Source organism: Aquifex pyrophilus, assembly GCF_054656935.1.
This window is the reverse complement of sequence record NZ_BAAHXJ010000003.1, coordinates 150,991-173,187: the sequence shown is the minus strand read 5'-3', so window position 1 is coordinate 173,187 and position 22,197 is coordinate 150,991. Positions and strand designations below refer to the sequence as shown.

The following is a 22,197-nucleotide window of genomic DNA, read 5'->3' as shown; positions in this document are numbered from 1 at the left end:
TATGATTCCTATAAAGGATGTAAATCCGTCAAGAAGTTTCCCGATAGTTAACCTGACAATAATCCTCCTTTGTTCCGCAATATGGCTCTACGAGTGGAGTCTCACCGACGATATTATTTACACCCTTCAGGGGCAGATAACCGTCTTTGAGCTCTTTTTGAGAGAGTGGGGACTCGTTCCCGCGGAGCTTCCCCAAAAGCCCTACACCCTCATCACCCATATGTTTCTCCACGGGAGCTGGGGGCACATCTTGGGCAATATGTGGTTTTTATGGATTTTCGGGGATAACGTTGAGGACAGGCTCGGAAAATTTAGGTACATCATTTTTTACATACTCTGTGGGCTCGGTGCGGCACTCAGCCAGACCTTTATAAGCCTTGCCTTCGGGGGAGCTAACGTTCCTATGGTCGGGGCAAGCGGTGCTATTAGCGGAGTTCTCGGGGCTTACATGAAGCTCTTTCCCCACGCAAGAGTTCTTGCCCTCGTTCCCGTGTTTATATTTCTCACCCTTATGGAACTCCCCGCTGTAATCTTCATAGGCATGTGGTTCTTCATTCAAATTGTAAACGGCATAGTTACCCTCCCCTTTATAGGATACGGGGGTGTCGCCTGGTATGCCCACATAGGTGGATTCATAACGGGATACCTCCTCGTTGACTTCTTCTACAGAAAGCGCTACTACGTCTAACTACATCCTTTCGGGGGCACTCACACCCATGAGTCCGAGCCCCAGCCTTATTACTTCCTTTACTCCTATTGCGAGGGCAAGCCTTGATAGCATAACTTTTTCCTCCATTCCCAGTATCCTGTGGTGGTTGTAGTAGTGGTGGAAATCCCCCGCAAGGTCTATCAGGTAGTAGGTAAGGAGATGGGGCTCCCTCCTCTGAACAATGTCTATTAGCTCATCTTTGAAAAAGAGGAGCTTCTTTATGAGCTTCTCTTCCGCCTCTTCCGAGAGATAATCAACGTAGTTTAAGAGCTCTTCCTTCGTTATCTCTCTGTTATACCTCTCTTTAAACTCCCTCAGAATTCCCGCTATTCTTGCGTGAGCATACTGGACGTAGTAAACGGGGTTTTCCGAGCTCTTTTCCTTTGCCCTGTCAACGTCGAAGTCAAGGGGTGTGTCGCTTCTCTTTGTGAGGAATATAAACCTTACCGCGTCCGGTCCGACTTCTTCAAGGAGCTCCCTTAAGGTTACGAAGGTCCCCGCCCTTTTTGACATCTTTACCTCTTTCCCGCCCCTGAAGAGCTTTACCATCTGGACGAGGAGTAGCTCAAGCCAGTCCTCTTTTATACCCAGCATCTTTATCGCAGCTTTTACCCTCGGTATGTATCCGTGGTGGTCCGCACCCCATACGTTTATCACCTTCTCAAATCCTCTCTTGAACTTGTTGTAGTGGTAGGCTATGTCCGAGGCGAAGTAGGTATAGGTTCCGTCGGAGCGTCTAATAACCCTGTCCTTGTCGTCCCCGAACTCCGAGGTTTTAAGCCAGAGGGCTCCATCCTTCTCGTAAACGTATCCCTTTTCCTTTAAGAGGTTTATGAGCTCCTCAACGAGTCCCTCGTCGTATAAACTCCTTTCGCTGAACCAGACGTCAAACTCTATCCCTATAAGGGAGAGGTCTTCCTTTATCTCCTTCAGCATAAGGTCAAGCCCGTAAAGGGCTAAAAGCTCAGCGACATCTTTGGGTTCATATCTCCTTAGGTAGTTAATCTCCTTTTCTTTTGAGAGTATTAACTCCCTGAGTTTATTTAAATCCCTTTCTTTGCAGAGTTCCTCACCGATTAAGCTCCTAACCCTGTCCGCAATTTCCTTTATATACTCTCCCCTGTATCCGTCCTTTTCAAAGATTTCCTTTATCTCCTTAAAAAGCTTCTCGTCCCTTTCCTTGCAATCCTCAAGGTATCTGTAAAGGATTGACACACCAAGAAGGTAAACCTGTCTTCCCGCATCGTTTATGTAATACTCCCTCGTAACCTCGTAATTGAAAAACTTAAGAAGTCTTGAGAGGGTATCCCCTACGACCGCACCCCTCCCGTGTCCCAAATGAAGGGGGCCCGTCGGGTTCGCACTCACATACTCAACCTGAACCCTCATTTTATTTCCGAGGTTCTCCCTGAAGTACTCCTCCCCCATTGAGAGGAGCTTCTTGAACTCTTCTTTCAGAAAATCAAAAGAGAAACGGAAGTTTATAAAGCCCTTTACCGCCTCAACGTTCTTAAAGGTTTTGTCCTTTCTTAACTCTTCCGAAAGCTCCTCGGCTATCTTTACGGGGGGTTTTTTGAGCTCCCTTGCGAGGAGAAAGGCAACGTTTGTGGCGAGGTCTCCTAAGTTTTCTTCCTTGGGTTTTTCTACCTTAAACTCCTTCTTCTCAATCCCGTAAATCTCCTTTAGGGCTTTTTCTACCTTTTCCCTTACGAGTTCTTTCATAGAGGATTTATTTTACCTGAGGGGAGGTCCTATCTTTACGAGTCCCGTCTCGGTAATCTCCATAAAGTGGGTTTTCGTGTCGTGTCCGCATAAACGACACCCGTCTATCCTGAAGAGCCTTACTATATCCCCGATTTCCTTTTTATAAATCTGAGCTTGATACTTGGTCATTATAAGCTCCTTTGCGAGAACCATCGTACAGTCAACTATGTGGCTTATAGCGAAACCTCCCGCAGCCTCTGCGGATAGCTCCTCGTGGGAGCTTCTCTTCTGGGAAACGAAAAGGGCTGTTTGATACCACTTCTTCATGAAGTTAAAGAGCTGTCTGACAATCGTTCTTGCGAGCATCTCCTTTGCTTCGTAGAGTCCAGTTATTGAGTCTATTATCGTGTGCCTTACCTTGTAGGTCTTTATGACGTGGGCGAGGGTTGCGAGAAGGTTCGGTATATTTTCCCTGAGGGTTGCGTGGCTTGCCGCATCTATGAGTATTATCTTGTCCTTTATCTTTTCAAAGTCTATTCCCATGGCGGTTGCCCTTTCCCTGAGTCCCATGGTGACGAAGGGTGCTGGACTCTCAACGGTTATGAAAGCTACAGGCTCTCCCCTTTCCGCCTGCTTTACCGTATACTGTTCAACCATAAGGGACTTTCCCGTGTCGGAAACACCCGTTATGTTAACAACCGCATACCTCGGTATTCCCCCAAGGGGCTTCTTCACAACCTTTCCGTCCTGGAGCTCCGTTTTAAAGAAAAGGTCATCAAGTCCTTCAACGCCCGTGGGAACGCCCTCAAGCTTGGGAGCCTTCTTTATGGCCTCTTCCGCAACCCATATACCTTCCTCTATTACCCTCGGTTTTTCGTGTTCCTCTTCGTGGTAGCGTTTGTATTCCCTGTCCATATTCCACCTCCCTAAGGGGTCTTAGGCTTTATTTTACAACTTGTGTATCTTTGCATCGGGAAAGGCTTTTTTAAGTTCTTCCGTTAGAATTCCGTCCCTCCTTCCCACTTCCTCTTCACACTCAAGACATCTGTAAACCTTAGCGTCTCCAACACCGCAACTCGGGGACTTGCTTTTTAAATACGCCTCGTCAATCCTTCCTATGGAACTTAAAAACTCCCTTACCTTCTTCCTCAGTTCTTCGGTTAAATCCTTCCCTTCGTCCTCCTTAAGGAGTCTAACTCCTTCCTTTGTTGGAACGAACTTGAGCCTCGGTCTTGGAACGGGAAGGGATAAAAGCTCAACCTCGGGACATATTGTTATAACCTCGCAATCCTTCAGTTTTTCTTCCAGTTCCCTTACTCTCACGTCCCTTGAGTCGTATCTGTAGCAACACTCAAGAAGGCATTTGCTCACGAGAACTCTCTTCATTTCATATACTGGGCTATCAGCCTTCTTATGAGGGACTGGCTTCCGAGCCTGTGTCTCAGGAATGTTTCAAGGTATTTTATTGGTATAAGGTTCTGGGGAGCTCTTCTTTCGTTGAACTCCCTTGATGAGAACTTAGGAATGAGGTATGCGGTTAGGTCCGCGAGCTTTATAGCTTTATCTATTCCTATCTCCGCCGGAACCTCAAGTCTTGCGAGGCTCGTTATTCCCTCCCCTTCGCTCAGTTTAACATACCAAGTGAACTTATCAAGGTTTGAGGTGTTGTTCCCGTTCATCGTGGGCTGGGAGTGAATGAGGATAATGGGCGTTCTCTCACCAACCTTCATTTTTCTTAAAACCTCAACGTGTTCGGGATAAACGTAAATCCTCTTATGCTTCTTTATGTATCCAACGAAGGGGTAGTTTCTTATCTTCGCTATGTAGTGTAGTGTTCCGTCCGTTATTATCAAATCCGCCATTTTACCCTCGTAAACCTTCCTTGCAACTTCAAGCTCCATGGCCGCCATGAGCTCGTTTACGTAGGGGGATAGCTCCTTATTTGCTGTCTCAACCTCAAACTCAATAACTCCCCCTTGGGAGGAAAACCTTATTTTCGGGCTCCCTATCTCAACCTTTTCCCTCAGGAGAAAGTATCGTTTTATTGTGCACTCTTTGAGGGAGCTTTCAAGCTCGTTTATCCTTCCGTAATTTAATACGAGTGCGCCCGCACCCAAGGAAACAAAAGCTCCTTCAACAACAACGGGCTGGCTTGTGTCCTCTATATAAACGACGTTTTCCGTTCTTCTTACTCCATCTACAAAGGCTATATTTAAACTTTTCTCGTTAAATTCCTCGGGAATTCCACCTTTTATGGGCCCCCATTTATCGGTTTCTACCTTTACGTCCCCTATCTCGTTTGATTCCTCCAATACGTGGTTATCCAGAGAGAGGAGCTTCCAGCTATCAAATGAAATTCTAAATTTTCCCCATCTTGGCATAATATCCTCCTATATGTATTAAATTATGAGGGATAAAAAGAGGTATACATTTGAAGATTTGATAAAGGTTATGGAAGAGCTGAGGAAAAAGTGTCCGTGGGATAGGGAGCAGACTCACGAGAGCCTGAAGAAGTATCTCATAGAGGAGGCTTACGAGGTTCTTGATGCCATAGACAGCAAGGATGACGAGAAGTTAAAGGAGGAGCTGGGAGACCTCCTCCTTCAGGTTGTTTTCCACTCTCAGATAGCAAAGGAAAGGGGAGCTTTTGATATAAACGATGTTATAGACACACTTGTGAGAAAGCTTATAGAGAGACATCCCCACGTTTTCGGAAACGAGAAGCCGGAAGAGGTTCTTAAAAACTGGGAGAAAAAGAAGATGGAGAAGAGGAAGAGCATATTTGAGGGAGTTCCCAAGCACCTTCCCGCATTAATGCGTTCCCAGAAGCTCCAGGACAGGGCTTCCCAGGTAGGTTTTGACTTTGAAAACATAAACCAGGTTTTTGAGAAGATTGAGGAAGAGATACAGGAGCTAAAAGAGTCCCTTGAGAAGAACGACAGAGAGAATATAAAGCACGAAATTGGGGACATACTCACCGCTGTGGTTGAGCTTGCCCGTTTCGTGGGCGTTGACGCAGAAGAAGCCCTCCAGGAAGCCAACGAAAGGTTCATAAGACGATTCTCTTACATAGAGAAGAAGGCTAAGGAGATGGGGAAGAGGCTTGAGGATATGAGTCTTGAGGAGATGGACAGGCTCTGGCTTGAGGCAAAATCCTTAGAAGAGAAGGGATGATAATTTTTTCAGCTCTTCGTATCCCACGATATCCGTCTCCCTGAGGGGTATGTAAATCCTCTCAAGTTTTTTAAACCTCTCCTCAATCTCCTTTATATACCTCTCCTGGTTCTCCCTTCTTTTCCTTGAGAACTCATCTTTAAGGTTTTGGGGAAGAACCTTGTTGACTATAATTCTCCTAACCTTTATGCCTTTGTGCTCAAGGGATTTTATGAGTCTCGTCGTCTCTTCTATGGGGAGCTTTTCGGGGGTGAGAACGGGAATAAACTCGGAAGAGGTGTAAACTATTTTTGAAAACTTTTCAAACCTCTTTTTCCTCTCTTCTATGTATTCAAGACTTCTTGATACGTATTCCTTTCCCGAAGCCTTTTTTAGCTCTTCAAGTTTTGCCTTCATTTTTATCACTTCTTCAAAAAAGGAAGAGAGTCTCCCGACCGTTTTCAGAAGTCCCAGGGTGTGCCCCGTGGGTGCGGTATCAATAACAAAAGCGTCATAATCCTCATATTTATAAACGATTTCCTTTGTAAGCTCCTCAAGGATTACCGTATCCTCTATTCCCGGGCTTTCTTCAAGGGAGTGGAGTATGCCCTCAAGCTGTTTTAGGGATTCGGGCTTAAGAAGGGCTCTTGATAGTTCAAAAACTCTATTCGTGTAATCTTTAAGGCTTTTCTGAATATCTATCTCCTTAAGGGTTAGTTTCTCGTTTATCTTTGCCTCTCCATCTATGGGGATATTAAACACGTCCGAGAGGGAGTGGGCGGGGTCCGTGGAAATTAGGAGAACTTTCTTCCCTTCTTCTGATAGCTTCACAGCGTAAGCGGAAGAGAGGGTCGTCTTCCCTACTCCTCCTTTTCCCCCGAAAAAGTAAACCTTCATCTCTTTACCTTTGAACGTATATAGGGAAGGTAGTCCTTTATGCCTTCCTCAAGGGAATAGGTAGGCTCATATCCGAGGGCTTCCCTAATCTTCGTGAGGTCCGCTTCCGTAAACTCCTGGTAAAAGTCGTAGGGGCAGTCAAAATACTCAACCTCGTAATTAGTTCCGAGCTCCCTGTTCAGTATTTTCACAATCTCGTTAAAGCTCCTTGCCCTTCCTGTTCCCACGTTGAATATGCCCGAAACGTTCCTCTCAAGGGCGAGAAGGTTTGCCTTTATCACGTCCTTTATGTAAACGAAGTCCCTTCTCTGCTCTCCCCACTTAAAGAGTCTCGGTTTTTCTCCCTTTAACATCTTTACCGCAAGCTGGTAAATCATACTTGCGGTCTTTCCCTTATACTCCTCGCGGGGTCCGTAAACGTTGAAATACCTGAAGCCAACTATGTTTATCTCGGGGTGCTTTTCCATATACTCCTTAGCTATGTGGTCCATCATGAGCTTTGAAAATCCGTAAATATTTTCGGGTTCAAGCCCGTAATCCTCCCTCATAGGGGGGGGCGTGTTTCCGTAAACGCCTGCGGAAGAGGCGTATATTACCTTCGCCCCCCATTTTACCGCAAGGTCAAGTATATACCTGAAGGAGTCCGCGTTCGTCCTCATCATGAGGAACTGGTCCATAACCGTCGTATCCGTTATAGCAGCCTCGTGGAATATGACGTCAAACCTGAATTTCTTTCCTATGTAGTCCCAGAGCTCCCTGTCTGTTATGTCTCCCGTTATAACCTCGCCTTTAAATCCTATAAGGTTCTTAAAGTGCCCCGAGGAGAAGTTATCAAGAACGTAAATCTTTGCCCGGGGATACTTCTCCTGAAGGGCAAAGGCGAGATTTGAACCGATAAATCCCGCACCGCCGGTTATGAGAATGTTCATAAGTGTAATACTATAATTTATTTAGGGAGCCGGTGTGGCGGAACTGGCAGACGCGGGGGATTCAAAATCCCCTGCCCTTCACGGGCGTGCGGGTTCGACTCCCGCCACCGGCACCAATCCCTTAAAATAATCCCATGCCCAAAAACGACCTTCTTCTCAGGAGCTTAAGAAAAGAACCGATAGAGCGGTATCCCGTTTGGCTCATGAGACAGGCGGGAAGATACATGCCCCAATACAGGGAGATAAGAAAACGTGTGAGGAACTTCCTTGAGCTGTGTAAGAACGTTGAGCTTGCAACCGAGATATCCCTTCTTCCCTTGAGGCTTCTCGGGGTTGATGCGGTAATCATATTCTCCGATATACTCGTTCCCCTGGAAGCTATGGGGGTTGAGGTGAGCTTTCAGGAGGGAGAGGGACCCAAGCTCCGATGGAGCGGAAGGTATGAGGACCTGAAGCCCTACAGCCCCGAAGAAAACGCATACGTTTACGAGGTAATAAAGAGGGTTAAAAGCCTGCAGGATGAGGTTCCCGTGATAGGCTTCTCGGGCGCTCCCTTCACGCTCTTTTCCTACCTCATAGAGGGGGGAGCTTCAAGGGAGTTCAGGAAGACGAAGCTCTTTATGTGGGAAAATCCGAAGGAGTTCAAAAGGATAATGGAGCTCCTCACGGAAGCGTTAATATCTTACCTCAAGGAACAGATAAAGGCAGGAGCGGACGTTATTCAGGTCTTTGACAGCTGGGTGAATAACCTTAGTGCGGAGGATTACGACGAGTACGTTTATCCATTCACGAATTACTTATTATCTGAGATAAAATCCTTCTCGGACGTCCCCGTTATATACTTCTTCAGGGGCTCTTCTTCCTTCTTTGATACCGCGGTTGATTATCCCGCGGATGCCCTTTCTCTTGACTGGAGCATTGATATAGCGGAAGCTTTCAACTACACCGATAAAGCCCTTCAGGGAAATTTAGAACCGACGATTCTTTACGCAAGGGAAGAGGTGATAAAGGAAAGGACCTTATACCTACTAAAGCGAGTTCCCGTAAAGACGGGATACGTTTTTAACCTAGGGCACGGACTCCAGCCCGATATGGAGTTCAAAAAGGTAAAACTCCTCGTTGATACGGTCAAGAGCTTTCCCTTAACCTGAGCCTTCCCACGTAATCCTTGACGAACTGGTATGCAACTCTTCCCGAGAAGCTTCCCCTCTCCGTTGCCCACATCAATGCGGACCTTTCAATCTCTTCGTTCAGGGAAATGTTGTAATCCCTGAGGTATAGGCTTACCGCCTTAAGGTAAAGCCTCTTATCCATTGGGGGGAACTGGAGTCTTATCCCGAATCGTTCAACAAGGGATATCCTTTCCTGAAGGGACTCCTCCGGGAACTTCTCTTCCTCTCCTTTTTCGGGAATCAGATTTCTTCTGTTTGAGGTTGCGTAAACGAGAACGTTGGGAGGTCTTTCCTCTATATCCCCCTCCATCAGGGATTTGAGGAGCTTGAAAGACTCCTCTTCAGGCTCAAAGGAAAGGTCATCAAAGAAGAGTATGAACCTCTTTTTTCTCCCCCTCAAAAGCTCGTATAGGTGAGCTATTTCGGGAATTTCGCTCTTTGTTATCTGAATCAACCTCAGACCTTCAGAGGCGAATATCCCGAGAAGAGCTTTAACGAGTGAAGACTTTCCCGTTCCCCTTGCTCCCCAAAGTAAAACGTCGTTTGCGGGAAAACCTTTGACGAACTGCTCCGTATTCCTGAGGAGAATACTTTTCTGCCTTTCTATGCCAACGAACTTATCAAGCTGTGGAATGTGGGGATACCTCACGGGCTCAAGTCTTCCCTTAATCCTGAAAGCGTAGTATTTATCAAAAAACTCCTCGGTATAGTTCTCCACAGATACGTATTCGGAAAGCTCCTTTAAAAGCTCCCTCAGTATGCTCATAAGGAAATGATACTAAAGAGTTTTTTTCAATATCTTCAATACCTTTTCCATTAAGGGGATGTATTCCTTAATGTTCCTATATATGCTTTCAGCAATCTCTTGGTGATACGTATGGGAAGTTCTGTTTCTATCATCTATCATTTTCAAAAGTTTGACCGCTTCCTCTTCGGAAATGAAGCCTGCGGTGAAAAAAGCCCTTATACAGGACTTTGGAGACCTGCAGGTAATTCCTTCAGAAGTTTCAAGAAATCTTTTTACAGATTTCCACATTATTTCAACGGTAAATTCAAACCTCTGTATTGTGCTGTCCCGAAAAAACTCGTAATCCGTACTTCCTTTTAATTCTTCCGCCCTTTTATGGGCTTCTTTCAATCTACTTAAAGCTTTATTAAAATCTCCAACAAACCTCTCTAAATCCATCTTTCTCCTTCCCTTTTTACAATCTCCTTAAGGTAGCCTGCCTCCCTCAGGTCAACTATATCAACCTCATAGGGTAAATTACTTTCCTCAAGTATTTCCCTCAGAACAGTTATCCTATCCGAAAGGTCTTTTTCCGAGAAGATTGCTATATCCACGTCCGAATGCTTTCCGTGTGTTCCCTTTGCCCTTGAACCGAAAAGGTAAACCTCAACCTCTTCATCTTTAAAGAACTCCCTCAGGAAGTTTTTTAGCTCCTCAAGAGTTTCCAGGTTCTTGTATTCTTTCATGAGATTGTTATAATATATACTTTGTAAGCGGGCGTAGCTCAGTGGTAGAGCGGCTGCTTGCCATGCAGCAGGTCGCGGGTTCGAGTCCCGTCGCCCGCTCCATGAATTAAAATAAGCATATGAAACCTTACCTCATATCGGGAGAAAGGTTTTACAGCCTCGGCGAGTCAAACCTTATAAAAAACTTTTTTCTGAAGGCGAGTAAGGTTTTTGAGTCTTACGGATACGACTACATAAATCTTTCTTACTTTGAGCCTTACGAGTATCAGGAGCTTGCCTTCGGGGAAAAGGCGAGGGAAGCCATAACCTTTAAGGAGAGCGGGAGCAAGGAGATTTTTAGCCTTCGGCTTGATTTTACCACTCAGGTTGTGAGAACCGTTTCAAGCTTTAAAAATGTCCATTTTCCTCAAAAGCTTTACTACTTCGGCAGTTTATTTTCTCTTGATAAGAAGGGATTTGAGAGGCTTCAGACGGGTGTTGAGCTGATAGGCGTTGAAAGTCTTGAGGCGGACGTTGAGGTTATAAATGTATTAATAGAGTATTTAAAGGAAATAGGACTTAAAAACCTGAAGGTAATCCTTAGCCATGCGGGTATAGTTAAAAAGCTGAGCGGAGAAAGGGAAGAGCTTATTAAGGGATTCTCAGAGAGGAATCTTGAGGAGCTTAAGAAAGTTCTCGGTGAGAATCTACTTGAAGTTTTAAGGATTTCCGATAAAGAAGAAGTTTTAACTTCCCTTGACAGGTGTTCTTTGAAGAAAGAAAAGGAATCTCTTATAAGGGTCGGAAGGGAGCTGAGAGAAAGGGGAATATCCTTCGCTTACGATATATTTGAGGTGAGGGAATTCCCCTACTACACGGGCATAATCTTTGAGATATACGACCTTGATACGCATCAGGCTGTTGCGGGAGGAGGGAGATACGATAACCTTTCGAGTTTATTCGGGAAGGATTTTCCCGCAACGGGAGGAGCGGTATACCTTGAAAAGCTTATAGACTATCTCCCGAAGGAGATTGAAAAAAAGGATTACTACATAATTGATAACTCCAAGAAGGGGACGGGAAAGAGGCTTGCGGACATACTGAGGGATAGGGGTAAGAAGGTATCCATTGAGCTTATAGAAAGGGAGCTTAAAAAATCAATAAGCTACGCTTTTGAGAAGGGCTTTAAAGAGGTTCTCGTTGTTGAGGAAGAAAACTTAAGGGTTTTTTCAACTCCCGAGGAGTGTGTAAGTATGAAGATAAGGGAGTTCCTTGAGTTAATCAAGTAGCTCTTTCAGTTTGTCAAGGTGGGTTAACTTCTCCCATGGAAGGTTTTCCTTTCCGAAGTGTCCGTAAACCGACGTCTGCCTATATATGGGTTTCCTGAGGTCCAGAAACTCTATAATCTCAGCGGGCTTTAAGGGGAATACCTTTTTAACCGCTTCGGTGAGTTTTTCTTTATCAACCTTGTTCGTTCCGAAAAGCTCAATATCAAAGGCTACGGGCTCCGAAAGACCGAAGGCATAACCTATCTGAACGAGGCATCTTTCCGCCCATCCGCCCGCAACGATGTGTTTAGCTATCATTCTCGCAAGGTATGAGCCCGAGCGGTCCGTTTTTGTCGGGTCCTTCCCCGAGAAGGCACTCCCCCCGGAAAGCCCTATGTCCCCGTATGCGTCCGAGACAATCTTTCTTCCCGTTAATCCCGTATCCGCAACGGGTCCGCCTATAACGAACCTTCCCGTTGGATTTACTCTGAAAAGGGTTTTCTCGTTTATAAACTCCTCAGGTATCTCCTTCCTTAAAACCTCTTCAATAATCATCTCCCTTAAATTGTTAAGGGATATGTCCGGGTCGTGGTGAACGTATGCTATTACGCTGTGAACATAGGAGGGTCTTCCGTCCTCGTAAATCATGGCTATGAGAACCTTTCCGTCCGGTCTCAGGAATGGAAACTTTCCTATCTTCCTGTATTCGGAGATTCTCTTTGATATCTTGTGGGCAAGAGTTATGGGCCAGGGCATAAGGTTGGGTGCTTCCCTCGTTGCATAACCTACCACTATTGCTGTATCCCCCGCACCTTCCGAAGATATACCGAGGGCTATCTCGGGACTTTGTTCGTCTATGGACTGGACAACCGCACAGGTATCCGCATCAAAACCGAGTTCGGGACGGGTGTATCCGATATCCTTTATAACGTTTCTGACCACTCGGGGAATATCAACGTAGCTCTCCGTGGATAGCTCCCCCCCGACCATAACGAGCCCAGTCGTGACCATTATCTCAAGGGAAACCTTACTGAAGGGGTCCTTCTTTATGAACTCGTCAAGGAGCGCGTCCGCTATCTGGTCCGCTACCTTGTCGGGATGTCCTTCCGTCGGAGACTCAGCCATCCTGAGGGTATACATTTAGAAGAAATTATAATCTATCCTGATGAGCCTATACAGATTTATACTCTTTATTGCCCTTGGAACTTCATTAATTATAGCCATTATAACCTCGTTCCTCTTCCTTTACTTTGGAAATAAGCTTATAGACCACTATTCCATGTCCCTTTCAAGAAGTATAGCAAGGCAGACCTTCAGGGACATGTTCAACCTAATGAGTAGGGGATGGACCAGGGAGGATTTAATAAACTTCCTAAAAGGACTTGAAGAGACTCATAAGGATGCACCTACAAAGGTTTTTATATTTAGGGGAGAGAAAGTAAAGGCCCTTTTCGGGACCGTTAAGGAACCTCCTCCTTCTCCTCAGGTCATAAAGGCATTCCTCACAAAAGAGGAGGTTTATAAAAAACAGGGTAATTACTTTGTTTACACTTATCCCGTTCTCGCTAAAAAGCTCTGTTTAAGGTGTCACGTTAACGCTAAGGAGAGAGATGTCCTCGGTGTAGTAGAGGTAAGGATAGATACGAATAAATTAATGGCTGAAGCAAAGAGGAACATCCTTTTATACGGAGGTTTAGCATCTGTTTTTCCTTTAATAGGTGCCCTTTTCTTCGCACACGTTATGAAAAAACGATTAAGTAAGGGAATAAAGGCCCTTGAAAGCAGTATAAAAAGTGTAAACACTCTTGACGACCTATCTCTAATAGAGTATAAAGCCATAGACTTCGGTTTTAAGGAGCTTAATGAAATAAGGGACGATTACAGAAAACTTATAGAAAAGGTGAGAGAAACGGCAATTGATAAGAAGGTATTGGAGTTTGAGGTAAAGCTTCTGGAAAAGTTTTTAATAACCTCGGAAGCCGTTGTTGACTGGAAGGGTTTTCTATCAAGCATTTTAAAGGATATATCAAAAATCCTTGATTTTATATTCTTCTTTGTTGTCTTCAGGGAATCCGCTAACGTTTTTTCAGCCGTTGTTTTCTGGAACCGCGTACCTTCTACGAAGCTAAGAGAGAAGGTTGTTGAGGAAATAAAATCTGAACTCAAGAGAAGGGACATGGTAAACAACTCTCCAAACGTAAACGTTGAGAACATAATCCTGTGGAGGAACGGAAAGGTTAAAGAGATAAGCGATTTCAGGACCATAACTAAAAAGCTATTCCTGAGGAAACCTCTTATAGGTGGAATAGTGGGAATAGGCGTGGACCTACTAGAAACGGAAAAGGAGACTAAGATTATAGCGATAGAAGGTCTGCTCTCAACGCTTCTTAACTTTGTTGGTTCTATTAAAGCGATAAATATTTATACACAGGAGCTTGAGTATTACGCAACCAGGGACCCCCTTACGGGGCTATACAACCAGAGGGTATTTTGGGAGCTTCTCACTTACGAAATAGAAAGGGCAAAGAGACACAATTACAAATTCACCTTGCTTGTTCTGGATATTGATAACTTCAAGATGTTGAACGACAGATACGGCCACGAATTTGGAGATAACGTTATCCTTAAATTTGCGGAAATACTCAGGAAAACCTTTAGGAGGGAGGATTTACTTGCGAGATACGGAGGTGATGAGTTCGTTGTAATAATGCCTTATACGGATGCGGAAAGCGCAAGGAGTGCTGTCCAGAGACTATTAACCAACCTAAACGAGCTTAAGATACTTGCTCCTGACGGGAATGTAATTACATTAAGCGTCTCGGTGGGAGGTGCCGTTTACCCGGAACACGGCTCTTCCCCAAAGGAGCTCTTCGTAGTAGCTGATAACATGATGTATAAGGTAAAAACGCTTGGAAAAGGAGGTTACAGATTCCCCGAGGAAGAAGACATAAGGGAATACGCCCAAATAACTACTCAAAAGGGGTTTGTAATCCTCAACGCTATAGAATCCGATAAGGTAATTCCCTACTTCCAGCCCATTCTTGACCTGAAAACGAATGATATATTCGCCTTTGAGGTGCTTATGAGGATAAAAGATAAAGATAAGGTTTTCTCGGCAGGTGAGTTTATAGAAGTAGCGGAAAGTTTAGGCATAATCCACAAGCTTGATTACAAAGTAATAAAGAAAGCTCTAAAGCAGTGTAAAGCTTCTGGAAAAGAACCCATACTCTTCTTCAATATATCTCCCAAGGAGCTACTCATAAGGGATTTCTTCAAGGAGATAAAGAGAATTGTTGACGAGGCGGGGTATAAGAGGGAGAAAATTGTTTTTGAAATTACTGAAAGGGAAACTGTTAGGAATTTAAAGAGAATTGAGGAGTTTATAAAGGAGTTGAAGAAGGAGGGCTTCAGGTTTGCCCTTGACGATTTCGGTTCCGGTTTCGCTTCCTTTACATACGTAAAGCTTTTCCCGATTGATTTTATAAAAATAGAAGGTGAGTTTATAAGGTCAATGGTTAAGAGTAAGCTTGACAGGGCTTTCGTGATAGGTGCGGTAACGCTTGCAAAAACGGCCGGGATAAAAACGATAGCGGAATTTGTTGAAAACGAGGAGATATACAAACTGCTTAAGGAAATAGGGGTGGATTACGCACAGGGATACTTCATAGGTGAGCCCAGGGATACCTGTTCTTAATCCCAATACCCCAGCTTAAGGGAAAGTTCAAGGGCAACCTCCTTTAAAAGGGGCTCTATTTCGTTTTTCAGTCTATCAAGGGATAGTCTGTATATGGGTGCGAGAACCTCTATAGCTCCTATGGGTTTTCCGAGGTAATCCCTGACTATGCAGGCTCCTCCCGAGAGTTCCGTCTCGGTGCTGTATTCGTAATCAAATATGAAACCGCTTTCCCCAAGGACAGCTTTCCTCAAGGCTTTTGCGGAGGCTGTTGTCGCATCAAGGGTGAAGCGTTTCCCGAGTCTTGATTTTACCTTTACGGGTTTAATGGTTTCCTCTTCCGCAACGTAAACGATGTATTCCTTCTTATCGTCAAGAACCGCAAGGTTAACGGTCTCGTTCAATTGAAACCTCAGGTTCTTTAAAACGGGTTCCGAAAGCTTTATAAAGGAGTTCTTCTGAGTAAAGCCGTATCCGAGCCTAACAGCGTTTGCGGAAAGTTTATACTTCTCCGTTTCCTCGTCCTTCTCAACGAGTCCGTGCTCCTCAAAGGTTATGAGTGCCCTGAATACGTTATTCTTGCTGAGGTTCAGTTTCTGGCTTATTTCCGTTACTCCCGCTTCTCCCTTTTCCATAAGGTATTCAAGAACCTTAAATGCCTTCTCAAGGGTTCGCATAAAAAGGATTTTAATACGTAAGTATTTATAACAGTTTTAACACTTTGTTTTAAAAATCTTGACAGGTCTTGAGCTTCTTATTAAAATTACCAATTAACTTTTCGGAGGTAGGGCATGAATAAAACAGCGTTTGATAATGTTTTCTACTGGGAAGGAAAGGCAAGAATTCCCCAGGAAGGAGAGTTTATAAAGCTGAGAGAGGACAAGACCCTTGAAGTGCCTGACAATCCCATAATCCCCTTCATAGAGGGGGACGGAATAGGTCCCGAGATAACGGAAGCTATGCTCCTTATAGTTAATACCGCTGTTGATAAAACCTATAACGGTTCCAAGAAGATATACTGGGTTGAGCTCCTTGCGGGGGACAAGGCAGAGGAAAAAACGGGGGAAAGATTACCGCAGGAAACCCTTGACGTTCTGAAAGAATCAATAGTGGGCATTAAGGGACCCCTAGGAACACCCGTGGGGAAGGGAGTCCGCTCTATAAATTCCGCACTCAGGAGGGCTTTTGATTACTACTCCGCTGTAAGACCCGTTTACTGGATGGGACAGGCCACTCCCATACCCAACCCCGAAAGGGTTGACCTCGTTGTATTCAGGGAAAACACCGATGACGTATATGCGGGCATAGAGTTTTTCGCAGGAACGGAAGAGGCGAAAAAGGTGAGGGAGTTCCTCATAAAGGAGATGGGGGCAAAGGAAGAAGGCTTCCCCGAAGATGCGGGCATAACCGTAAAGCCGATGAGTGAGTTCAAAACGAAGAGACACGTAAGGAAGGCGCTCAGGTATGCCCTTGAGAATGGAAAGAAGATGGTAGCGGTAATAGGAAAGGGAAACATAATGAAGGCAACGGAGGGAGCCTTTATAAACTGGGCTTTTGAGGTTGCGGAGGAACCGGAGTTCAAAGGAAAGGTTGTAACGGACCCTGAAGCTGAGCCCTCGGAAGGACAGGTTAAGCTCGTTAAGGTGATAACGGACCAGATGTTAATGCAGCTCGTTTTAAAGCCAGAGGCTTACGACGTAATAATAGCCCAAAACCTAAACGGGGACTACGTTTCTGACCTTGCCGCTTCCCTTATAGGTGGTCCCGGTTTCGTTCCCAGCGGAAACATAGGGGACGGTTACGCTCTCTTTGAAAGCACCCACGGAACAGCCTGGGACATAGCGGGCAAGGGAATAGCAAATCCCCTCTCCCTCACCCTTTCGGGAGCTATGATGCTTGAATACATAGGCTGGAAGGAAGCAGCCCAAAAGATTTACGAAGCTGTAAGGAGAACTCTCGCGGAACACATAGGGACTCCTGATATAGCGAACGGCTTCAGGAAACAGGGCATAGACGCAAAGGAAGTGGGAACAATGGAGTTCGCACAGGAGATAGCAAACAGGATTTCTTAGCCTTTTTCTTTCTTAATAAACCTTTCTTAAATTATGGTTATGAAGGTAAAAGAAACCTCTTTAAGCGAAGCTGAAAAGAAGAAACTCCTCAAACTCCTCACATACGAGAAGGTAAGGGGAAAGCCCATATACTACAGGGGGTACGAGAAGGTCCTGAAGGGCGAACTCCCCCCGGAGGCGGTTATGGGTAGTAGTGAACTGCAAGCTATAATCATTTCCTTAATACTTAAGTATCTCTTCAAAAACCTACCAAAGGATTTTATACCCTTAACGAATGAACTCGGTTTTATGCTTTCTCCCCAAAACTTTAGAAGCCTTGATATAGCTATTTACAAGAAGGATGAAGTTTCAACTCCTTCCGATAAATACACGAAAAAGCCACCTATTGTGGTAATAGAGATAGACACGAAAGCAGACCTATCAAAATACGGAAGCTTTGAGGAATACATGTATGAGAAGACAAATGACTTATTAAACGGAGGTGTTCAAAAGGTAATATGGTTCATAACAAAGGTTAAAAAAGTTCTTATTGCGGAAAAGGGAAAGGACTGGATAACAACGGACTGGAACAAAGCCATTGAAGTTGTTGAGGGTGTGAGCTTGAACCTTGAAAAGCTTTTAAAAGATGAGGGAATAAAACTCTGAGGAGGTGCGTTATGAAGATTAAGGTAAAGCAGAAAGAAGACTTTCACTTTGTCGGCGTTGGTCCTGCGGGAAGGGAAGTTCCCATTGATGCTGCGGATTATGTAGGAGGAAAAGGAAGGGGAATAAGACCCCCCGAGCTTCTTTTCCACTCGGTAGCGGGATGCGTGGGCATACACCTATATGAAGCACTTCACAAGGAAGGAAAACACGTTGAGGACATAGAAATAGAAACGGACGCGGAAAGGATAACGGACAGGTATCCGAAAGTTTTCACAAAGATTTACCTCTTCGTTAAGGTTAAAGGAGATGTAAGCGAGGAGGACGTAAAGAAAGCCCTTGATAAGGTTATATACAACCCTGGAACCTGTTCAATAGCTTACATGGTTAATCAGGTTGCCCCCATTGAGTATAAGGTTGAGCTCCTTTGAGGGGCTCTTTATATACCTTTTTACGGGAGTAAAAGCATGGAAAGAACGCTGAAAAAGAAGCTATCCAAAGAAGAAAAGAAAGAGCTCCTTAAACTTCTCACGTATGAAAAAGTAAAAGGAAAACCCATATACTACCGAGGATACGAGAAGGTCCTGAAGGGCGAACTCCCCCCGGAGGCGGTTATGGGTAGTAGTGGACTGCAGGCTTTTTTGATAAGACTTATAGTTGAGTTTTTATTAAAAACGCTTGATTTAAGGAAGTATGAAATTTTATTTAACGAACTCGGTTTCTTATACCAGAAAGGTTCTTGGAGAAATCTTGATATAGCTATCTTTGAAAAAGAAAAGGTAAAACCTTATTTACTTGAGGATAAACTCATACCCGTCCCCCCTAAAATCGTAATAGAAGTTGATACAAAAGCGGATTTAACAAGATACAAAAGCTTTGAATCTTATATGTATGAAAAAACGCAGGATTTACTTGATGCGGGTGTGGAAAAAGTGATATGGATAACAACGAAACCCAGAAAGGTAATGGTAGCGGAAAAAGGAAAACCGTGGCTTGTACAGGATTGGAATAAGGATATTGAGGTTATGAATGGAATAAGAATTAACTTAAACGAAATCGTAAAAGATTACTTAAAGGAGGTAGGAGATGTTTAATAAAGTCCTTGTGGCGAACAGGGGTGAGATAGCGGTAAGGATAATAAGGGCTTGTAAGGAGCTCGGAATTCCCACGGTTGCCATTTATAACGAGGTTGAGAGTACCGCAAGACATGTGAAGCTTGCGGATGAGGCTTATATGATAGGTGTTGACCCCCTTGATACGTACCTGAACAAACAAAGGATTATAGACCTTGCCCTTGAGGTCGGTGCGGATGCTATACACCCTGGATACGGATTCCTTGCGGAGAATGCGGAATTCGCAAAGATGTGCGAAGAGGCGGGAATAACATTTATAGGTCCCCACTGGAAGGTTATAGAGCTTATGGGAGATAAAGCCCGTTCAAAGGAGGTTATGAAAAAAGCGGGCGTTCCCGTAGTTCCCGGTTCGGACGGAATTCTAAAAAGCCTTGAGGAAGCTAAAGCCCTCGCGAGGGAGATAGGCTATCCCGTTCTCCTTAAGGCTACAGCGGGCGGTGGAGGAAGAGGAATAAGGATATGCAGAAACGAGGAGGAGCTCGTCAAGAATTACGAACAGGCTTCAAGGGAAGCTGAGAAGGCCTTCGGAAGGGGAGACCTCCTCCTTGAGAAGTTTATAGAAAATCCAAAGCATATAGAGTATCAGATTCTCGGGGATAAATACGGAAACGTGATACACCTCGGTGAGAGGGATTGTTCCATACAGAGGAGAAACCAGAAGCTCGTTGAGATAGCCCCTTCCCTCATACTTACACCCGAAAAGAGGGAGTATTATGGAAACGTAGTTACAAAAGCGGCAAAGGAGATAGGCTACTACAACGCGGGAACGATGGAGTTCATAGCGGACCAGGAAGGAAATCTCTACTTCATTGAGATGAACACCCGTATACAGGTTGAGCACCCCGTGAGTGAGATGATAACCGGTATAGACATAGTGAAGTGGCAGATAAAGATTGCCGCGGGAGAAAAGCTAACGATAAAACAGGAGGATGTGAAGTTTAACGGTTATGCAATAGAGTGCAGAATAAATGCGGAAGACCCAAAGAATAACTTTGCTCCCTCCACGGGAGTAATAGAGAGGTATTACGTTCCCGGAGGATTTGGAATAAGAGTTGAGCACGCGGCGGCAAGGGGATTTGAGGTAACGCCTTACTACGACTCAATGATAGCGAAGCTGATAACGTGGGCTCCCACTTGGGAGGAAGCGGTTGAGAGGATGAGGGCAGCCCTTGAGACTTACGAAATAACGGGAGTTAAGACAACCATACCTCTTCTCATAAACATAATGAAGGAAAAGGACTTCAAGAGCGGAAAGTTCACAACTAAATACCTTGAAGAACACCCAGAAGTGTTTGATTACTCAGAGCACAGGGATAAGGAAGACTTTGTCGCTTTCATATCCGCGGCAATAGCCGCATATCACGGGTTGTAAAACGATGTTTTACGTATAGAATAAAACATACTCAAGGAGGTGTTTTAAATGGTGGTGAACCCGGAGGTTATAGAGGAAATTAGGGAGAAGCTGAAGGAAGTAAAGAATAAAGGCTTTAAGAAGAAGATACTCATAACCGACCTCACCCCCAGGGACGGCCAGCAGTGTAAGCTCGCAACCCGTGTGAGAACCGACGACCTCCTCCCCCTATGTGAGGCCCTTGACAAGTGCGGATTTTACGCGGTTGAGGTATGGGGAGGAGCTACCTACGACGTCTGCCTGAGATACCTCAAGGAAGACCCCTGGGAAAGGCTCAGGAGGATAAAGGAAGTAATGCCAAACACAAAACTCCAAATGCTCTTCAGGGGACAGAACATAGTCGGATACAAGCCAAGGAGCGACTACGTCGTTAAGAAGTTCGTTGAGAAGGCAATAGAGAACGGAATAACCGTGTTCAGAGTCTTTGACTCCTTAAACGACAACAGGAACATAGAAACCGCGGTTAAGGCTATAAAGGAGTTCGGCGGAGAGGTTCACGCCGAGATATCCTACACGAGAAGCCCCATACACACCTACGAGCTCTGGATGCAGTATGCCCAAGAGCTTGCGGAAATGGAGCCCGACTGGATATCCTTCAAGGACGCTACCGGAATAATGCAACCCTTTGAGTGCTATCAGATAATCAAGGGAATTAAAGAGGTTACGGGAGGAAAGATACCCGTTCTTCTCCATAACCACGACATGAGCGGAATGGCTACGATGAACCACATAATGGCGGTTCTCGCAGGCGTTGACATGCTTGACACGGTCCTATCACCCCTGGCATTCGGTTCATCTCACCCCGCAACCGAGACTATTGTCGCAGCCCTTGAGGGAACACCCTACGATACGGAGCTTGACCTCCAGAAGATATCAGAAGCGGCCGAGATTGCGAAGAAGATAAAGAAGAAGTACAAGAAGTATGAAACCGAGTATGCCGGCGTCAACGCCAAGGTTCTCATACACAAGATACCCGGCGGAATGATATCCAATATGGTTGCCCAGCTGATGGAGGCAAACGCCCTTGATAAGATAGAGGAAGCCCTTGAAGAAGTTCCGAGAGTTGAAAAAGACCTCGGATACCCACCGCTTCTAACGCCCTCCTCCCAGATTGTTGGTGTTCAGGCTGTTCTCAACGTTATAACCGGAGAGAGGTATAAGGTTATAACCAAGGAAGTCAGAGACTACGTTGAAGGAAAATACGGAAAGCCCCCCGGACCCATATCCAAGGAGCTCGTTGAAAAGATACTCGGTCCCGGAAAAGAACCCGACTTCTCCACAAGGGCTGCCGACTACGCGGACCCCCACGAGTGGGATAAGGCTAAAAAGGAACTTGAAGAGCTCTTCGGAAGAGAGCCCACCGATGAGGAAGTTCTCCTTTACATACTCTTCCCGATGCAAGCTAAAGAGTTCTTTGAGCTCAGGGAGAAGGGAGAGCTTCACCCCGAACCCGTTGACGCTGAGCTTCCCGAAGTTGCGGAAACGAAACCTGGAGAAGTTCCCGGTGCTGCACCCATAGAGTTTGAGGTCACATACCACGGTGAGAAGTTTAAGGTTAAGATAGAAGGCGTATCCGTGGATGCGGAAAGCGGAAAGCCGAGGAAGTATTACGTAAGGATAAACAACAGACTTGAGGAAATACAGCTAAAGCCCTTCAAGGAAGCTATTCCCCAGGGCGGTGGAGCATCAGTCCAAACCGCTGCGGAAGAGGAGGGAATACCCAAGGCAACGGAACCCGGAGACGTTACGCCTCCCATGCCCGGAAAGGTGGTAAAGGTTCTTGTAAAGGAAGGTGAACCCGTTCAACAGGGTCAGACGGTCGCAACTGTTGAGGCTATGAAGATGGAAAACGAGGTTCACGCACCAATAGACGGAATCGTTAAGAAGATATTCGTAAAACCCGGAGACCAAGTAAATCCCGACCAGGCCTTAATGAGAATAGTTCCCCACAAAGAAGACAAAAGCTATCAGTGATTTTTTCC

General features: G+C 45.2%; 22 protein-coding genes and 2 tRNA genes. 13 read left to right on the top strand and 11 right to left on the bottom strand.

The window, feature by feature from the left end:
• Position 1 precedes the first annotated feature (1 nt).
• Complete coding sequence (locus tag ACYQZ0_RS01505; protein ID WP_459774695.1) at positions 2-688, top strand: rhomboid family intramembrane serine protease; 687 nt, start codon at positions 2-4, stop codon at positions 686-688.
• On the opposite strand, the gene argS is transcribed toward ACYQZ0_RS01505, so the two are convergent.
• From argS to ACYQZ0_RS01485, 4 genes are read right to left on the bottom strand one after another with little or no spacing between them, the layout of a single operon-like run.
• The gene (gene argS, locus ACYQZ0_RS01500) at positions 689-2,431 is read right to left on the bottom strand and encodes an arginine--tRNA ligase (protein ID WP_459774694.1); all 1,743 of its coding nucleotides are present in this window, start codon (positions 2,429-2,431) and stop codon (positions 689-691) included. It abuts the gene before it with no gap.
• 12 nt (positions 2,432-2,443) lie between these two features.
• On the bottom strand, positions 2,444-3,328 hold the full coding sequence (locus ACYQZ0_RS01495) for a KaiC domain-containing protein (RefSeq protein ID WP_459774693.1): 885 nt from the start codon (positions 3,326-3,328) through the stop codon (positions 2,444-2,446).
• A 33-nt stretch (positions 3,329-3,361) separates the two neighbouring features.
• A complete protein-coding gene (locus ACYQZ0_RS01490; protein WP_459774692.1) occupies positions 3,362-3,799 on the bottom strand; it encodes a 2-thiouracil desulfurase family protein in 438 nt (145 codons plus the stop codon).
• Positions 3,796-4,794 (bottom strand): DNA double-strand break repair nuclease NurA, encoded by a 999-nt coding sequence (locus ACYQZ0_RS01485; RefSeq protein ID WP_459774691.1) that lies wholly within the window; start codon positions 4,792-4,794, stop codon positions 3,796-3,798. The genes ACYQZ0_RS01490 and ACYQZ0_RS01485 overlap by 4 nt, the downstream gene beginning before the upstream one ends.
• A 25-nt stretch (positions 4,795-4,819) precedes the next feature.
• Between ACYQZ0_RS01485 and mazG the strand changes: the two genes are divergently transcribed.
• Positions 4,820-5,587, top strand: a complete 768-nt coding sequence (mazG, locus tag ACYQZ0_RS01480) for a nucleoside triphosphate pyrophosphohydrolase (protein WP_459774689.1) — start codon at positions 4,820-4,822, stop codon at positions 5,585-5,587.
• Here mazG and ACYQZ0_RS01475 read toward each other — a convergent pair.
• Together ACYQZ0_RS01475 and rfaD are read right to left on the bottom strand one after the other, a co-directional pair.
• A complete protein-coding gene (locus tag ACYQZ0_RS01475) occupies positions 5,570-6,463 on the bottom strand; it encodes a TRC40/GET3/ArsA family transport-energizing ATPase (RefSeq protein WP_459774688.1) in 894 nt (297 codons plus the stop codon). The two genes, mazG and ACYQZ0_RS01475, sit on opposite strands and share 18 nt — an antisense overlap.
• Positions 6,460-7,392, bottom strand: a complete 933-nt coding sequence (gene rfaD / locus ACYQZ0_RS01470) for an ADP-glyceromanno-heptose 6-epimerase (protein ID WP_459774687.1) — start codon at positions 7,390-7,392, stop codon at positions 6,460-6,462. The genes ACYQZ0_RS01475 and rfaD overlap by 4 nt, the downstream gene beginning before the upstream one ends.
• 28 nt (positions 7,393-7,420) lie before the next feature.
• Between rfaD and ACYQZ0_RS01465 the strand changes: the two genes are divergently transcribed.
• Positions 7,421-7,508, top strand: a tRNA-Leu gene (locus ACYQZ0_RS01465).
• Between the two features lie 18 nt (positions 7,509-7,526).
• A complete protein-coding gene (hemE, locus tag ACYQZ0_RS01460; RefSeq protein ID WP_459774686.1) occupies positions 7,527-8,543 on the top strand; it encodes a uroporphyrinogen decarboxylase in 1,017 nt (338 codons plus the stop codon).
• Here hemE and ACYQZ0_RS01455 read toward each other — a convergent pair.
• The 3 genes from ACYQZ0_RS01455 to ACYQZ0_RS01445 are packed head-to-tail and all read right to left on the bottom strand — an operon-like array spanning position 8,521 to position 10,037.
• Positions 8,521-9,330 carry an ATP-binding protein gene (locus ACYQZ0_RS01455; protein ID WP_459774685.1) on the bottom strand — a complete coding sequence of 270 codons (810 nt, stop codon included), beginning with the start codon at positions 9,328-9,330 and terminating at the stop codon, positions 8,521-8,523. The two genes, hemE and ACYQZ0_RS01455, sit on opposite strands and share 23 nt — an antisense overlap.
• A 12-nt stretch (positions 9,331-9,342) precedes the next feature.
• Positions 9,343-9,750, bottom strand: coding sequence for an HI0074 family nucleotidyltransferase substrate-binding subunit (locus ACYQZ0_RS01450; RefSeq protein ID WP_459774684.1), 408 nt, complete (start codon positions 9,748-9,750; stop codon positions 9,343-9,345).
• Complete coding sequence (locus tag ACYQZ0_RS01445; RefSeq protein ID WP_459774683.1) at positions 9,741-10,037, bottom strand: nucleotidyltransferase family protein; 297 nt, start codon at positions 10,035-10,037, stop codon at positions 9,741-9,743. Before ACYQZ0_RS01445 ends, ACYQZ0_RS01450 begins: the two co-directional genes overlap by 10 nt.
• A gap of 27 nt (positions 10,038-10,064) precedes the next feature.
• Between ACYQZ0_RS01445 and ACYQZ0_RS01440 the strand changes: the two genes are divergently transcribed.
• Positions 10,065-10,139 (top strand) — tRNA-Gly (locus ACYQZ0_RS01440).
• A gap of 17 nt (positions 10,140-10,156) precedes the next feature.
• Entirely contained in the window at positions 10,157-11,305 is a 1,149-nt protein-coding gene (locus ACYQZ0_RS01435) for an ATP phosphoribosyltransferase regulatory subunit (protein WP_459774681.1), read from the top strand.
• Here ACYQZ0_RS01435 and metK read toward each other — a convergent pair.
• Positions 11,294-12,424 carry a methionine adenosyltransferase gene (metK, locus tag ACYQZ0_RS01430; RefSeq protein ID WP_459774680.1) on the bottom strand — a complete coding sequence of 377 codons (1,131 nt, stop codon included), beginning with the start codon at positions 12,422-12,424 and terminating at the stop codon, positions 11,294-11,296. The genes ACYQZ0_RS01435 and metK overlap by 12 nt on opposite strands.
• A 25-nt stretch (positions 12,425-12,449) precedes the next feature.
• Between metK and ACYQZ0_RS01425 the strand changes: the two genes are divergently transcribed.
• The gene (locus tag ACYQZ0_RS01425; protein ID WP_459774678.1) at positions 12,450-14,978 is read left to right on the top strand and encodes a putative bifunctional diguanylate cyclase/phosphodiesterase; all 2,529 of its coding nucleotides are present in this window, start codon (positions 12,450-12,452) and stop codon (positions 14,976-14,978) included.
• Here ACYQZ0_RS01425 and ACYQZ0_RS01420 read toward each other — a convergent pair.
• Positions 14,975-15,634: an IclR family transcriptional regulator gene (locus tag ACYQZ0_RS01420; protein WP_459774676.1), complete on the bottom strand. Its 660-nt coding sequence runs from the start codon at positions 15,632-15,634 to the stop codon at positions 14,975-14,977. The two genes, ACYQZ0_RS01425 and ACYQZ0_RS01420, sit on opposite strands and share 4 nt — an antisense overlap.
• 114 nt (positions 15,635-15,748) lie before the next feature.
• On the opposite strand from ACYQZ0_RS01420, the gene ACYQZ0_RS01415 reads away from it, so the two are divergent.
• Genes ACYQZ0_RS01415 through ACYQZ0_RS01390 form a run of 6 tightly spaced genes read left to right on the top strand, consistent with a single transcriptional unit; the run spans position 15,749 to position 22,189 of the window.
• Positions 15,749-17,029 (top strand): NADP-dependent isocitrate dehydrogenase, encoded by a 1,281-nt coding sequence (locus tag ACYQZ0_RS01415; protein ID WP_459774674.1) that lies wholly within the window; start codon positions 15,749-15,751, stop codon positions 17,027-17,029.
• 39 nt (positions 17,030-17,068) lie between these two features.
• Complete coding sequence (locus ACYQZ0_RS01410; RefSeq protein ID WP_459774672.1) at positions 17,069-17,674, top strand: Uma2 family endonuclease; 606 nt, start codon at positions 17,069-17,071, stop codon at positions 17,672-17,674.
• An 11-nt stretch (positions 17,675-17,685) separates the two neighbouring features.
• Positions 17,686-18,102 carry an OsmC family protein gene (locus ACYQZ0_RS01405; protein WP_459774670.1) on the top strand — a complete coding sequence of 139 codons (417 nt, stop codon included), beginning with the start codon at positions 17,686-17,688 and terminating at the stop codon, positions 18,100-18,102.
• 36 nt (positions 18,103-18,138) lie between these two features.
• On the top strand, positions 18,139-18,765 hold the full coding sequence (locus tag ACYQZ0_RS01400; RefSeq protein ID WP_459774668.1) for a Uma2 family endonuclease: 627 nt from the start codon (positions 18,139-18,141) through the stop codon (positions 18,763-18,765).
• Positions 18,758-20,176 carry an acetyl-CoA carboxylase biotin carboxylase subunit gene (gene accC, locus ACYQZ0_RS01395; protein ID WP_459774666.1) on the top strand — a complete coding sequence of 473 codons (1,419 nt, stop codon included), beginning with the start codon at positions 18,758-18,760 and terminating at the stop codon, positions 20,174-20,176. The genes ACYQZ0_RS01400 and accC overlap by 8 nt, the downstream gene beginning before the upstream one ends.
• A gap of 48 nt (positions 20,177-20,224) precedes the next feature.
• Positions 20,225-22,189, top strand: coding sequence for a pyruvate/oxaloacetate carboxyltransferase (locus ACYQZ0_RS01390; RefSeq protein WP_459774664.1), 1,965 nt, complete (start codon positions 20,225-20,227; stop codon positions 22,187-22,189).
• Positions 22,190-22,197 lie beyond the last annotated feature (8 nt).